Here is a 14,300-nt window from a genome sequence, read left to right on the forward strand (position 1 = left end):
TCCCAAACTAGCACGCGTTTGCTTGAGATAAGAAGCAAGAGGCAAATACTGGCCAATACAACTAGGAGGGTAATTGCGATTTTCTTTGTGTCCGGCTTACTCATTTGTCCTGTGCTCTAACGTTAAGTAGACACCCTAAATGGCATGAAAGACTGCGTCTTCGAGGCGCTTGGCGGGCGACACCTTACTCGATGCGAGTGCCCGGAACAATAGACCGGATTATCTAGATAATCGGATATAGCGAACCGCCCTCTGAGTTGAGCAGGGTCGGGCCATGCCGAGCCAGATCACTTCTGTTCTTTCAGGTAGGCGGCGAACGATTCTGCGGGCAGGGGCTCGCTGAAGTAATAGCCCTGGACCTCGTCGCAGCCGACCTGGCGCAGGTAGGCCAGCTGCTCCGATGTTTCCACGCCTTCCGCGATGGTCCGTATGCCGAGGCTACGGGCGAGGTTGATGATGGCCGTGACGATGGCCTTGTCGTCCGGGTCGCGGGTGATGTCGCGCACGAAGGACTGATCTATCTTCAGCTTGTACACCTTGAAGCGCTTGAAGTAGCTCAGCGAGGAGTAACCGGTGCCGAAATCGTCGATGGACATGTGGATGCCGCACGCGTGGAGTTCGTCCATGGTCTTTATCGCTGCCAGCGGGTCATGCATGGCGACCGCTTCGGTGAGCTCCAGTTCCAGATACTGATGCGCCAATCCGGCCTCGCCCAGGATGCGGGTGACCCGGTCCACCAGATTGGGCTGACGGAACTGAGCGGCAGACAGGTTCACCGCCATCACCATGGGGGGCAGTCCCTGATCCATCCACTCTTTCAGCTGCCTGGTCGCGGTGTTGAGCACCCATTCGCCGATCTGGACGATCTGGCCATTGTTCTCGGCAAGGGGGATGAATTCGGCCGGCGAGACCAAGCCGAATTCGGGATGTTGCCAGCGCAGCAGCGCCTCTGCGCCGATGATGCGGCCATCCCTTATCGAGACTTGCGGCTGGTACTGGAGCTGCAGTTGATTGCGGGCGAGCGCGTGACGCAAGGCACTGCTCAGCTGCAGGATGCGGACCGAGTGGGTCTGCATCTCCGGGGTGAAGAAACGGAAATTGTTGCGGCCGTCCTGCTTGGCGCGGAACATCGCGGCATCGGCGTTCTTGAAGAGCATCTCGAAGTCTTCGCCGTCGTGCGGATAGACGGCGATACCGATCGAGGCGGTGGAAACCAGTTCGTGTTGCTCGATCTGGCATGGACGGGAAACGGCCTCCATCAGCTTTGTCGCGACGTTGGCGGCGCCGTTCTCATCGGTGCCGGGCAGCACCAGGAAGAACTCGTCCCCCCCCTGGCGCGACACCGTGTCTTCCTCGCGCAGCGTCGCCTTGAGCCGCTTGGCCACTTCCATCAGCAGCTGGTCCCCGATGGAGTGCCCCAAGGTGTCGTTGATGGTCTTGAAATTGTCGAGATCGAGGTACATGACCGCCAGTTTTTCCCCGCTCCGTTGTGCCAGGCTGATGGCGAATTTGAAGCGGTCGTCGAGCAGCACGCGGTTGGGGAGGCCGGTGAGCTGGTCGAAATGCGCCAGGCTTTCGATGCGCTCCTCGTTCTGCCTCTTCTCTGTGATGTCTTCCTTGATGGCCAGGTAGTTCGTTATCCGACCATCGGACTGGCGCACCGGGAAGATCGTCGCCGACTCGACGTGTTCGGAGCCATCCTTGCGGCGATTGATCAGTTCGCCGCGCCATAGCTCTCCGCGGGTCAGGTGTGCCCACATGTCGTCATAGGTCTTTTGGGGCGTCTTGTCCGACTTGAAGATGCGCGGATTGCTGCCGATCACTTCGCCGGCCGTGTATCCGGTCACGTTGGTGAAAGTCTGGTTGGCGTACTGGATGTTGGCATCAAGGTCGGTGATGATGACGGTGTCCGGGCTTTGTTCCACCGCCTGCGACAGCTGGACCAGGGATTTCTCGATCTCTTCGCGTTCGGCTTCACTGGCGAACCGGTCCAGCGCGAAGCTGATATCCATTCCCATCTCGAGCAGCAGATCGCGGGCCGCTTCGTCGAAGGCGTTCGGCTCGCCGGCATACAGCGTCAGTGCACCGACGACGGCTCCGCGGCATGACAGGGGAATCGAGGCCGACGCCCCCCAGCCGAAATGTGCGCCTCTTTCATGCCAGGGGGCTGTGGCCGGGTCATGCGCGAAGTCCTGGCACCAGAACGGTTTGTTCTCGCGCAAGGAAGTGGCGGTCGGTCCCTGTGCGGCCGGGTCATCGCCATCGAGCGGGATACGAAGATTTTCCAGGTACTCCGTGCCGGTTCCGAACGAGGCGACAGGAGTCACCTGTCTGGTTTGCGCGTCCACCTTGCCGACCCAGGCCATCTTCATGCCGCCGGACTCGACCGCGCTCCGGCAGATCCGGGGATACAGTTCGGTTTCATTGGCGCTGTGGACGATGGCCTTGTTGCACTGGCTCAAAGCCGCGTAGAGCCCGCTGCTGCGCCGGAGCTCGGCGTTCGAGAGGGACAGCTCGCGGGTCTTGGCGCGGACCTGCCGGCGCAGGACGACGACACCGAGCATCGCCGCCAGCAACAGGCCGATGGCGGCGATGAGCGCTTCCCAAAGAACGGGAGGAATGAATGCTTCCGGCGCCTGTCCGCCCCAGCGCTTGATGATCGCGAAGTAGGGGGAATCGGGATCGTTGTGCCAGGCCGAAAGATGCTTTTCTATCCCGTTCAGCAGGTCGGCCCGCCGTCCTTGTGCCGTTGCATAGTACAAGCGGGCGGGCTGGAAAATGATCGGCGTTTCTACGAGATTGAATTTGAATTTGTGGAATTCGCCGTAATACTGATTGGAGATCGCGGCATCCGCCTGGCCGGACTGCGTCAGCCGGAAGGCGTCTTCCACCGTCCTGGTTCGAATCAGCTGTGCGTCGATGTTGAATCCGGCCAGCATGTCCGCAAAGGCCTTCTCCTGTATGCCGCCGCCCAGCAGGGCGATGCGTCTGCCCTTGAGGTCGAGGATGGACGAAATCTCGACATCGCTGCGGCGGTAGAGCTGCGACCAGCTATACAGGGCAGGCGTCGCATGGAAATCGAAGTGGCGGTCCCGGTCCGCGGAATAGGCGACGTCGGGCATGAGGTCGATGCCGCCTGTTTCCAGCTTTTTCAGGCAGGCTTCCCATTCGCAGCGGACGTAAGAGAGTTGCCAGCCTTCCTTGTCCGCGATCGCCTTCAGGATGTCGATCAGGATGCCGGAAGGGATGCCCTTCGCGTCGGTGAAGATCTTGGGGGAGTTCTCGTAGACGCCGACGCGCACTTCCGCTGCCCATGCATTCCCGATCAGGCCCAGGAGGCCGATACAGAATAGGGCGCGAAACTTCGATGCGAGCGCGATAGCCACGGAGTCGACCCCCGATCGATAGATGACTCAACGGGATGCACAAGCGTTCGGGACCGGCGTCGCGTCTGCGACAGGCCCAGAATCGCCCGCACATGGGAAGCTGCTTCCGCAACCTAACAAATGGCCCAGGCGGAAGCAATGGGGTGAATGACCCGTTAACGGGTCACCGCGAGCCGTGCTAGCGCTTGAGCAGCAGGGCGTTGCTCACTACGGATACCGAGCTCATCGCCATCGCCGCGCCCGCGATCACGGGGTTGAGCATGCCGGCGGCGGCGAGGGGGATGCCGAGGACGTTGTAGGCGAAGGCGAAGAACAGGTTCTGGCGTATCTTCTTCAGCGTGGCGCGCGACAGCGAGATCGCGTCCGCGACGCTCGCAAGGTCGTTGCGCATCAGCGTGAGGTCGGCGGCTTCGAGGGCGATGTCGCTGCCGCTCTTCATGGCGAAGCCAACGTCGGCGGCGGCCAGCGCAGGGGCGTCGTTGATGCCGTCGCCGACCATGCCGATCAGCCTGCCTTCCGTTTTCAGCGACTGCACCACGGCGGCCTTATCCTGCGGCAGCACTTCGGCGCGGAATTCGTCTATGCCCGCCTGTATCGCGATGGCCTGCGCGGTGGCGGCGTTGTCGCCGCTCAGCATCACTACGCGGATGCCCATGCTGCGCAGCCTTTCGACGGCGTCGCGGCTGGTGTCGCGCAGCCGGTCGGCGAAGGCGATGAGGCCGAGCAGCGAACCGCCGCGCGTCACGGCGATGACGCTCTTGCCCTGTAGTTGCAACGCGTGCAGATGAGGCTCGTCGAGCGCGACGCCGGATTGCGCGATGTAGGCGGGCGATCCGAGCAGGCAGGTTGCGCCGTCTATCGAGGCTTGCACGCCGCTACCGGAGCGCTCGCTGAAGTCCTGCACCGGGGCGGGCGAGATCTGTTGTGCCTTGGCGTGATCGAGCAGGGCGCGCGACAGCGGGTGGGTGGAGCTTTGCGCGAGGCCGGATGCGATGCGCAGCAGTTCGTCCGGCGCGATGCCGTCGGCGGGCAGCAGGTCGGTGAGCGCGGGTTTGCCTTCGGTCAGCGTGCCGGTCTTGTCCACCACCAGCACCGAGAGCTTGTGTGCGTTCTCCAGCGCGGCGGCGTCCTTCACCAGGATACCCGCGTGGGCGGCACGCCCGGTGGCGACGACCACGGCGGTGGGCGTGGCGAGGCCCAGCGCGCAGGGGCAGGCGATGACCAGCACCGACACGGCGTTGATCAGCGCGATGCTGAAGCCGACTCCGGCGAGCCACCAACCGGTGAAGGTGAGCGCGGCGATGATCAGCACCACGGGCACGAAGATACCGGAGATCTGATCGGCGAGTTTCTGGATCGGGGCCTTCGAGCCCTGTGCCTGTTCCACCAGGCGGATGATGGCGGCGAGCTGGGTGCGCGAGCCGACCGCGATGGCGCGGCATTTGAGCAGGCCGTGCTGGTTGATTGTGGCGGCGTATACCTTGTCGCCGGCCTGTCTCGCCTGAGGCAGGCTCTCGCCGGTGAGCATCGCTTCGTCGAGGCTGGATGCGCCTTCCACGATCTCGCCGTCGACCGGCACGCTCTCGCCGGGGCGCACGAAGAACATTTCGCCGGGGCGCAGCTGCCCAGCGGATACTTCGAGCATCTGGCCGTTGCGTTCGACATGGGCCATCTTGGGCTGCAGGTTGAAGAGCGCTTCGAGCGCCGCCGAGGCCTTGCCCTTGGCGCGCGCCTCCAGCAGTTTGCCGAGCAGCACCAGTGTGATGAGCGTGGCGCTCGCCTCGAAATACAGCGGCTGGTCGAGGTCGAGCACCACCACGGCGCAGCTCATGAAGTAGGCCGCGCTGGTGCCCAGCGCGACCAGCACGTCCATGTTGCTGCCGCCCGCGCGCAGCGCTCCCCATGCGCCGTGGTAGAACCGCGCGCCTGCCCAGAATTGCACCGGTGTCGCGAGCGCGAATTGCAGCCAGGCGGGCATCATCAGGTGGATGCCGAAGAACATCAGCAGCATCTCGATCACCAGCGGCAGGGTGAGCAGCAGGGCGATGCCGAATTGCATCACCTCGCGGCGCCAGGCCTGCATGCGCGCTGCCTTTTCGGCGGCGAAGTCGCGCGCGGGGTGCGCGTCGAATCCGGTGTCGCGCACGGCGGCGATCAGGCGCTCAACGTCGGACTGAATCGGGTCGAAGGCGATGCTGGCCTTCTCGGTGGCGATGTTGACCACGGCGGTGACGCCGGGGAGCTGGTTTAGCGCCTTCTCGAGGCGCGCGGAACAGGATGCGCAGTGCATCCCGGTGATCTGAAGTTCGGCGTGACCGGTTCGTGTTTCCATATCGCACCGAATTTACCACGATTGCCAGAGCGGGCGGGGGACTGGGTGGTCAGTACGATTTTTTCGTCATATTGGCTTCAGGTGAGGCCAATAAAAAACGCCCGATGAAACACCGGGCGCAATTGGGGATGAGACTATGGTTATTTCTTGTCCGTCGGGCAGGTACTCATGCCGAACAGCGCATAGCCCGGGCAGAACTTGAACACGCCGGTCGCGAGCACAACGACGCCGAGCCAGCCCCACACGCCGATCATTCCGGTGGCCGCCAGGCCGATCAGAACCAGACCGACGACGATACGTACGATGCGGTCGACACCGCCTACATTGATTTTCATGATGCTCTCCTGTGGTTAACGTTGACTATTTGAGTAACGAACTAATCCTGCGTTCCATTTCGACTACGGACGCATGATAGGGAGCCACGAGGGCTGCGTCTGTGAGAAACGTCACAGAGGGTTACAGCGAGGAGAACTTTTGAAGGGCGGAAGCGTTGATGACTTCGATCTGTTCGCGGCCCAGCCTGATCCAGCCCTGCTCTTCGAAGCCCTTGAGCAGGCGGCTGACCATTTCGCGCGCGCTGCCGAGTTCGTCGGCGAGAGCCTGGTGGGTGGCGTGGATCGGGTTGGGCTTGGCGGTGAGCAGGGCGGCCAGACGCTGGTCCAGTTTCTGGAAAGCGACGGCGGAGACCAGTTGCATCAGGTCGGTGAGCCGGTCGGAGAATAGGTGGAACACATAGCTGCGGAACGCCTCATGCCTGTCGAGCAGCTTGTGGAACGCAGCGGCGGGCAGCAGCACCATTTCCAGCGTTTGTTCGGTGATGCCCCGCGCCTGGTAGCGTGTATGTCCCAGCAGGCAGCTGCTGGTGAGGATGCAGCTCTCGCCGGGCACGACGCGATAGAGTTGAAGTTCGCGCCCGTTGGGCGCGGCCTTGATGACGCGGATGTTGCCGGAAAGCAGCAGCGGAAAGCCTTGGCACGGCTGGTCTTCGTCGAACACCGTGGTGCCTGCCGGAATCTGCATCACGTTTGCTACTGCCAGCAGCGAATCCAGCTCGGCGGCGGGCAGTTCGCACAGCATCGGGTAGTGCTGCAACAGGCGTTTCTGGATGTCTCCAGTCAGCATGGATGACTGAGTGACCGTGTCACTCCGGCCGCATGTGCGGGAACAGGATCACGTCGCGGATGCTCGCGGCATCGGTCAGCAGCATCACCAGGCGGTCGATACCGATGCCTTCGCCGGCGGTCGGCGGCAGGCCGTATTCCAGCGCGCGGACGTAGTCGGCGTCCTTGAACATCGCCTCCTCGTCGCCCGCTTCCTTCGCGGCAACCTGTGCGTCGAAGCGGCGCTCCTGGTCTTCCGGATCGTTCAGCTCGGAGAACCCGTTGGCGATCTCGCGGCCGACGATGAACAGCTCGAAACGTTCGGTGATGCCGGGGCGTGCGTCGGAAGCGCGCGCCAGCGGCGAGGTCTCGACCGGATAGTCGACGATGAAGGTCGGCTCGAACAGGTGTCCCTCGGCCAGTTCTTCGAACAACGACAGTTGCAGGCCGCCGATGCCGTCTTCCGGCTTGTACTTGGCCTTGAGGTCCTGCAGTTCGCTGATGACGAACTCGCGGTCATTCAGCTGCGCGTCGGTGAACTGCGGATGATATTTCTGGATGGCCTGCACCATGGTCAGCCGGTGGAACGGCTTGCCCAGGTCGAGTTCCTTGCCCTGGTAGCTGATGACCGTGGTGCCCAGCACCTTGCGGGCCACTTCCGTGAACAGCTTCTCGGTGAAGTCCATCAGGTAACGATAGTCGCGATACGCCTCGTAGAACTCGATCATGGTGAACTCGGGGTTGTGCCGTGTGGACAAGCCCTCGTTGCGGAAATTGCGGTTGATCTCGAACACCTTCTCGAAGCCGCCGACCACCAGCCGTTTCAGGTACAGCTCAGGCGCGATGCGCAGGTAGAGCGGCATATCGAGCGCGTTGTGATGCGTGATGAAGGGCTTGGCCGAAGCGCCGCCGGGGATGACGTGCATCATCGGCGTCTCGACTTCGAGGTAATCGTGGCGCGCGAAGAATTCGCGGATCGCCTGGATGATCTTCGAGCGGATCAGGAAGGTGTTGCGCGTCTGCTCGTTGGTGATGAGGTCGACGTAGCGCTGGCGGTATTTCTGCTCCTGATCGGTCAGGCCGTGGAACTTCTCGGGCAGCGGGCGCAGCGCCTTGGTCAGCAGGCGGATCTGCGTGACGCGCACCGACAGCTCGCCGGTCTTGGTCTTGAACAGCACGCCGACGGCGCCGAGGATATCGCCCAGGTCGTAACGCTTGAACTCGGCATGCGCCTCTTCGCCGGTGTCGCCGTTGCTGACGAACAGCTGGATGCGGCCGCTCACGTCCTGGATGGTGGCGAAGCTGGCCTTGCCCATCACGCGCTTCAGCATCATGCGGCCGGCCACCGCCACGTGGATCTGCGCGGCTTCCAGTTCGTCATGCGTCTTCTCGCCGAATTCGGCAGTCAGGTCGCCGGCGTAATGCTTGCGATCGAAATCGTTGGGGAAGGCGATGCCTTTCTCGCGGATCGCACTCAGCTTGGCGCGGCGCTCCGCGATGATCTGGTTTTCGTCTTGGACTGGCAGGTTTTGTTCGGTGCTCATGATGATCTGAATGTTGAATTGAATTTTAGCGGCGTGAAATATAGCACAGGGGAGGCCTTTTCCGGACTACGCATGCCCTTCCTGTTCGCGCACCAGCACGCCGATACGCGGCGCCCAGGCGTCATTGGCCTTCTTTTTGAAGGTCACCAGGGTCAGCATGGACGGGTCGTACACGTTGACGTTGTGCGTGACCGGTGTGGTGAGCAGGTATTGCGCGCGGGTCGCCTTGAGGAAGGAGGCGACGCGTTCGATGTTGACGATGTCCAAGTGGGCGAACGGCTCGTCGATGAAGACGAAGCCGCCGGGGCGCGACTCTTCCATCATCAGGCCGACGAGCAGGATCAGCGATTTCATCACCTGCTGGCCGCCGGAGGCGTCGCCGTCGTTCATGCCCATGAAGCCCTTGTCGTCGAAATCGAAGCGCACCGCCAGTCCGGCTTGCGACAGTGTGACGTCGTCGCTGGCGAGCAGGACGGGTTCGTGCTCCACCTTGATGCCGACCATGTCGCCCAATGTCTTGACGTTCTTCACATAGCGCGTGACGGTGTGGCGCAGCACGGCGATGTACTGCTCGCGCGCCGCTTCGGTGTGGCTGCGCGCCAGCTCGTTGTCGCGGCGGCGTGCGGCCAGGTCGCTTTCCATGTGCGCGTAGTCGTCGCGGATCTTGTCGCGCAGGGCGACCACGGTGGCATCGGTCTCCCACGATTCGTCGGCGAAGCGGGCTTCGATCTCGTGGATGCGCCGCTCGATGTTGGTGCTGTCGCGCCATAGCTCGGCGATCTGCCGGTTGGCCTCGGCATCGCGCCACGCGGCGGGCATCTGCCTCCGGTCGCGGCGCAGGCGCAGCAGGCGTTTTGCCTGTTCCTCGCGGGCCGGGCGGTTCTCCTTCTCGGCGATGTCCTTGTCCAGCCTTTGCATGAGCAGGCGAATCTTTTCCAGCGTGCTGTGCGCCGCCACCACCGCCTCGTCGGCCTGTTCTCGGTCCTGCTGTGCCTGATACACCCCGTTGTCGCGGCGTTTGACGACCAGCGCGTCGTAGTGCTGGCGCGCCTCGGCGAATTCGGCCGCACGTGCCGCCAGTTGTGCGCCGGCGCTTTCCCCGGCGAGCTGTGCCTGCAGGTTGCGGATGCGGCCGGTCAAGTCGTCGCGTTGCTGGCGCAACGGCGCGAGCGCCTTTTCCAGATTGGCGCGTTGCTCACGCAGCGATTCCAGGCCAGCCTTGCCGAAGCGAGCCTGTTCCGGTGCTGCGTGTCGTCCGCCGCGCCGCTCGCGCAGATAGCCCTGGCGCGTGATCCAGTCCTCTCCGCGCGGCAGCTTGGCGCCGGCGCTCGCATCTTCGACGCGGCGGATGCGTTCCAGCAAACGCAGCAGCCAGTCCGGCACGGGCTGGCTGAAGCGCACCACTTCCAGCAACGAGCCTTGCGGAGCGAGGCCGGGCTTTGTTCGTTCCGGCACGATGAAATGGCGGTAGCGCAGCTTCTCGCCCAGCGCCATCGCCGCTTCGGTATCTTTTTCCCTGCCCAGCAGCACGATGTGCGCGAAGGGCGCGAGCACGGCTTCTACCGCAGCCTGCCAGGAAGGATCGGCGATCTCCACCAGGTCGGTGAGCAGGTCGTGGGCGATGCCCGCACCGCTCAATGCCTGGCGGAAGGCGGCGACATCGGCGGGGTCGGTGCGGCGGCCGGCGGCGAGATTTTCCAGCATCTCGTCTAGCCGGCGTTGCTGCTGCTCCAGTTCGGCGATGCGCAGGCGCAGGCGGTCGCGCTCGTTCTCCAGCTGTTCCAGTTCGCGCGCATCGGCCACCTTGCCGCCCGCGCTTTCGGCTTGCTGCAGCAAGCGGTCGTGTTGTTTGACGACGGCTTCCCAGTTGCCCAGTTCGCGGTTGAGTTCGTTCAGCGTGCGTTGTTGCGCCTGTTCGTTCTCGTGGGCGGCCTGCTTGCGCAATTGCGCGGCTTGCAGTGCCTGTTGCTGCACTTGCAGGTCAAGCGCCAGCGCCAGTTTCTCAACGCGCTTGCTGTGCCAGTCGCGGCGCAGCGTCTGCAGGGTGCGCCCCGCGTTCTCGGCTTCCTTTTGCAGCAGGCAATGCTCCAGACGCGGCCCGGTTTCCGACACCAGCAGCGTGCGCTCCTCGTTCAGGCGCTGCCATTCGCGGTAGCGGTTCACTTTCTGTTCGTGTCGCTCCAGGCTGTTGCCCAGGGCCTCCAGCTGGTTCTGCACTGCATCCAGTTCGTGCGAGGTGTGTTCCTGGTGGTGCCGCGCTTCCTGATAACGTTCCAGCACCTCCTTGTCGCCGAACACCTGGAACACCAGCTCCAGCAATTCCTTGGAAGACAGTTCGCACAGTTTGTCGGTCTGTCCCTGTTCCAGCGACAGCACGCGCGCGATGGCGGGCGACAGGCCTGCGGTATGCAATAGGCGCTGAAAATCGCGCACGCCGAATTCCTGCCCGAGCTTTTCGATGTCCTCCAGTGCGACTTCGCCTTCGGCCACCCAGTATTTGCGTATCCAGTCGCCGCCTTTCTTGTCGATGCGGCAGGCCAGTGTGATGCGGTCCTGCTGGTAGGGCAGTCCGAAGGGGCGGCGGCTTGAGCCGGGCGGGCGCTGGTTGTCCACCACGCCGCGCAGCCAGCAGAAGTCTTCGCCGTTGCGCCGCACGTAGCGTTTGTAGTCGCGCTTCTTCGAGCATTCCAGCGCGAGCAGGGTGCGCAGCGCATCGAGCAGCGTGGTCTTGCCAGAGCCGTTGGGGCCGACGATGGTGATGATGGAAGCGTCCAGCGGCAGCTTGAAACGCTGCCAGTAGTCCCAGTGTACGGTTTCCAGTTCGAGCAGTCGGAACATCAGTGAGTCTCCGTTGCGGCATCGGCGAGGATGCCGCGCTTTTTCAGCAGGTCGGCCAGCGCGCCCTGCAGGATGCGCGGCGCCATTTCGGCGTAGTCGAAGGCGAGGTCGAGCAGCGGGCCTTCGTGTATGGTCTTGTTGCGGCGTTCGATGAAGCCGAGTCGCGACAATTGCGGCAAAGCGAACTGGATGCGCGCCTTGCCGCCCAGCAGCTTTCCGTAGTCCTCCAGCAGGATGTTCTCGGCGATGCCGCGCGAGGCTTCATACGCTTGCGGCGTGAGCTTCACCGTCTCGAACATCTCGCTCTGCGATTCCTGCTGTGCGGCTTCGCCGGCCAACTGGCGTTCGCGCTTGGGCAGGATGATGAGCGCCCACAGGATCACCAGCAGCGCCACTGCATCCTTCGGCAGGCCGATGTTGCTGGCCTGCCAGGTGTCGTTCTGCTCGAACACCGCGCTTTCGGTGCTGCGGATGAGGGCAACGCCAACATGTGCGGCAAAGGGTTGCGCGAGCAGGCGCATTCCGCAGCCGGCAAGGCGCTGCTCCACTTCGTCGCGGAAGCTGCCGTCGACCAGCAGGCGGCGTATCTCGGCGTCCTCGCGCGGCAAGTAGCGCATCGCCATCAGGCGCGCGATCAGGCGCACGGCGGGATCGTGGTTCATTTCGGGTTCTCCTGCAGGGGAACGAGTTCGCCGCTACTCATGGCAGCGACCTCGTTGCGATTTACGGGTGTCAATTCGTGGCTACTGTGGTCCCAGCGCACGGTCAGCGGCAGCGCTGCCAGGGGCGCGAGTTCGGGATCGACGTTCTGTTCGCCGAGGAAGGCGAGCAGGGACATGCGATAGGAAGCCGAACTGAAATCGTCGCCGACCACGGCATCGCGCAGCGGTGTCACCTCCGGCAATGCGGCGAGTAGGCGGGTGAGTGCGGCCAGTTGCGGCGGCGGTTCGAGCGGCACTTCCTGGGTGTGGTTGATGCCGGTGGGCGGCGGCAACGCGGAAACGCGACGTGTGGGTTGCTCGCGCTCGATGAATTCCTCGGCGTTGTCCAGCATCACGTCTGGCAACACAAAGGTCATCTCCGGTACCACTGCGAGTTGCTGCGCGGACAAGGCGACCAGCTCGTCGATCGTGCGCTCTCCGAGCCAGGCAGCGAGCTCGGAGGAGGTGAGCCCGCCTTGCGACAGATGAACCTGCTGGCGCGCGATAGCGGCCAGCTCTCTTTGGAACACCGAGGACATGCGCATGATGCGCGACTGGCGCGAGCCGATCTCCTGTGCCAGGCGCCAGCTGGCATCGTCGGCAAAGCCGGATTCGCCGAGGTTCTTCAGCACCTCGTTGCCTTTCTCCATCCACTTCCAGACGGATTCGAGCTGGCTCTGCGCGGCGCGCAGACGGTGCTCGGAACCGGAGGCGACGGCTTGGGCAAACGACTCTTCAAGTTCGGTGAGGCGCGCCAGCAGGTGAGACAGCGTTTCCGGGGAAAGCTTGCCGACCGCGGAACCCGCAGCGACCTGCGCGGCATAGAAGCCCAGCTCGCTGTCCGCTTCGCCGCTGAACGACAGCAGGCTGGACAACGCCGCCAGCACCATACGCCCTGCGCTGGACAGCCGATATACGCGGCGCTCGGCGTCCCACAGCAACAGTTCGTGTTCGCGCAGGCGGCCAAGGACGGTGTTGAGCTTCGCCGGGGCGAAATAGGCGAAATGCGTTTCCAGTTCGCGCGGCGACCAGTCCGGCGCATCGGCCCGCAGGCCGATCTCGCGCAACACCACAAGGCGCACCAGTACTTCCTCGTCACCGCCGCGGAACAGCGCGATCAGCGCGCCGATCAACGGCTTGGCTTCGACCAGCGGAAAAAGCTGGGGAACGTCCTGGGGGACGATGCCGGGTGCGAAAAACTCGGCCAGCGAATTCTGCGGGCCGCCGCCAAGCGGCGCGCCTGCGTGGCCCGCTACTTCACGCTCCGACATGGATCAAACGCCTTGCTTCAGACTGGCTTCGATGAAGGGATCGAGGTCGCCGTCGAGCACCTTCTGCGTGTTGGCGATTTCGACGTTGGTGCGCAAATCCTTGATGCGCGAATTATCGAGTACATAGCTGCGGATCTGGTGGCCCCAGCCGACGTCGGACTTGGTGTCTTCCAGTTTCTGCTGTTCGGCCTGGCGTTTACGCAGTTCTTCTTCGTACATGCGCGATTTCAGCATGGACATGGCTTCGGCGCGGTTCTTGTGCTGAGAACGGTCGTTCTGGCACTGCACCACGATGCCGGTCGGGATGTGGGTGATGCGGATCGCCGAGTCGGTCTTGTTGATGTGCTGTCCGCCCGCACCTGAAGCGCGGAAAGTGTCGACGCGCAGGTCGGCAGGGTTGATCTCCACCTCGATGGAGTCATCCACCTCGGGATAGACGAACAGGCTGGCGAACGAGGTGTGGCGGCCGCCCGAGGAATCGAAGGGCGACTTGCGCACGAGGCGGTGGACGCCGGTCTCGGTGCGCAGATGGCCATAGGCATATTCGCCCTCGACCTTCAGCGAGGCGCTGCGGATGCCGGCGACGTCGCCGTCGGTCTGCTCCAGCACCTCGACCTTGAAACCCTTGCGTTCGCAGTACCTGAGGTATTGCCGCAGCAGCATCGAGGCCCAGTCACAGGCCTCGGTGCCGCCGGCGCCGGCCTGGATGTCGATGAAGCAATTGTTCGGGTCTGCCGGATTGGAGAACATGCGGCGGAATTCGAGCGCCTCGACACGCTTCTGGATATCCTCCACGTCGGCAGCGATGCTGTTCAGGCTGTCGTCGTCATTCTCGGCCTTCGCCATCTCGAACAATTCGGCGGCATCGGCCAGGTTCTGGCCGATCTGCGTCAGGCCGAGCACCACGTCTTCCAGCGACTTACGCTCGCGTCCCATTTCCTGGGCGCGCTTGGGGTCGTTCCAGATGGCGGGGTCTTCGGCGAGTTGGCAGACTTCGACTAAACGTTCCTGTTTAGTATCGAAGTCAAAGATACCTCCGTAGTTCGGCGCTGCGGGAGGCGAGGTCTTGCAGCTGGTTAGAGAGGGCGTTGAGTTGTTCGGCTTCCATGATTTTGTCGCTTGCTGAGA

General features: G+C 63.3%; 9 protein-coding genes. All 9 read right to left on the reverse strand.

Annotation, left to right across the window (positions count from 1 at the left end; genetic code table 11):
• Positions 1–287 precede the first annotated feature (287 nt).
• The 9 genes from FGKAn22_RS05235 to prfB all read right to left on the reverse strand — a co-directional run bounded on the left by FGKAn22_RS05235 (position 288) and on the right by prfB (position 14,280).
• Positions 288–3,386: an EAL domain-containing protein gene (locus FGKAn22_RS05235; protein WP_246487465.1), complete on the reverse strand. Its 3,099-nt coding sequence runs from the start codon at positions 3,384–3,386 to the stop codon at positions 288–290.
• Positions 3,387–3,564: 178 nt separating this feature from the next.
• Complete coding sequence (locus tag FGKAn22_RS05240) at positions 3,565–5,718, reverse strand: heavy metal translocating P-type ATPase (protein ID WP_212786915.1); 2,154 nt, start codon at positions 5,716–5,718, stop codon at positions 3,565–3,567.
• 140 nt (positions 5,719–5,858) lie between these two features.
• Positions 5,859–6,053, reverse strand: a complete 195-nt coding sequence (locus FGKAn22_RS05245) for a YgaP family membrane protein (protein ID WP_212786916.1) — start codon at positions 6,051–6,053, stop codon at positions 5,859–5,861.
• A gap of 121 nt (positions 6,054–6,174) precedes the next feature.
• Positions 6,175–6,840, reverse strand: a complete 666-nt coding sequence (locus FGKAn22_RS05250) for a Crp/Fnr family transcriptional regulator (RefSeq protein WP_212786917.1) — start codon at positions 6,838–6,840, stop codon at positions 6,175–6,177.
• A 19-nt stretch (positions 6,841–6,859) separates the two neighbouring features.
• A complete protein-coding gene (lysS, locus tag FGKAn22_RS05255) occupies positions 6,860–8,362 on the reverse strand; it encodes a lysine--tRNA ligase (RefSeq protein ID WP_212786918.1) in 1,503 nt (500 codons plus the stop codon).
• 66 nt (positions 8,363–8,428) lie between these two features.
• Entirely contained in the window at positions 8,429–11,200 is a 2,772-nt protein-coding gene (locus FGKAn22_RS05260; protein ID WP_212786919.1) for an AAA family ATPase, read from the reverse strand.
• Positions 11,200–11,862 carry a hypothetical protein gene (locus tag FGKAn22_RS05265; protein WP_212786920.1) on the reverse strand — a complete coding sequence of 221 codons (663 nt, stop codon included), beginning with the start codon at positions 11,860–11,862 and terminating at the stop codon, positions 11,200–11,202. Before FGKAn22_RS05265 ends, FGKAn22_RS05260 begins: the two co-directional genes overlap by 1 nt.
• Positions 11,859–13,172 carry a hypothetical protein gene (locus tag FGKAn22_RS05270; RefSeq protein WP_212786921.1) on the reverse strand — a complete coding sequence of 438 codons (1,314 nt, stop codon included), beginning with the start codon at positions 13,170–13,172 and terminating at the stop codon, positions 11,859–11,861. Before FGKAn22_RS05270 ends, FGKAn22_RS05265 begins: the two co-directional genes overlap by 4 nt.
• A gap of 3 nt (positions 13,173–13,175) precedes the next feature.
• A protein-coding gene (gene prfB, locus FGKAn22_RS05275) for a peptide chain release factor 2 (protein WP_212786922.1) occupies positions 13,176–14,280 on the reverse strand; the annotation gives its coding sequence in 2 pieces (ribosomal slippage) (positions 13,176–14,198 and positions 14,200–14,280; 1,104 coding nt in all).
• Positions 14,281–14,300: the final 20 nt, after the last annotated feature.

The sequence above is a fragment of the Ferrigenium kumadai genome (assembly GCF_018324385.1).
GTDB classification, from domain to species: Bacteria; Pseudomonadota; Gammaproteobacteria; order Burkholderiales; family Gallionellaceae; genus Gallionella; species Gallionella kumadai.

Bases quoted from the DNA above. Each gene is read 5' to 3' on its own strand.
- FGKAn22_RS05240 (WP_212786915.1), bottom strand. From the start codon at position 5,718: ATGGAAACACGAACCGGTCACGCCGAACTTCAGATCACCGGGATGCAC.
- FGKAn22_RS05270 (WP_212786921.1), bottom strand. From the start codon at position 13,172: ATGTCGGAGCGTGAAGTAGCGGGCCACGCAGGCGCGCCGCTTGGCGGC.
- FGKAn22_RS05265 (WP_212786920.1), bottom strand. From the start codon at position 11,862: ATGAACCACGATCCCGCCGTGCGCCTGATCGCGCGCCTGATGGCGATG.
- FGKAn22_RS05250 (WP_212786917.1), bottom strand. From the start codon at position 6,840: ATGCTGACTGGAGACATCCAGAAACGCCTGTTGCAGCACTACCCGATG.
- FGKAn22_RS05245 (WP_212786916.1), bottom strand. From the start codon at position 6,053: ATGAAAATCAATGTAGGCGGTGTCGACCGCATCGTACGTATCGTCGTC.
- FGKAn22_RS05260 (WP_212786919.1), bottom strand. From the start codon at position 11,200: ATGTTCCGACTGCTCGAACTGGAAACCGTACACTGGGACTACTGGCAG.
- lysS (WP_212786918.1), bottom strand. From the start codon at position 8,362: ATGAGCACCGAACAAAACCTGCCAGTCCAAGACGAAAACCAGATCATC.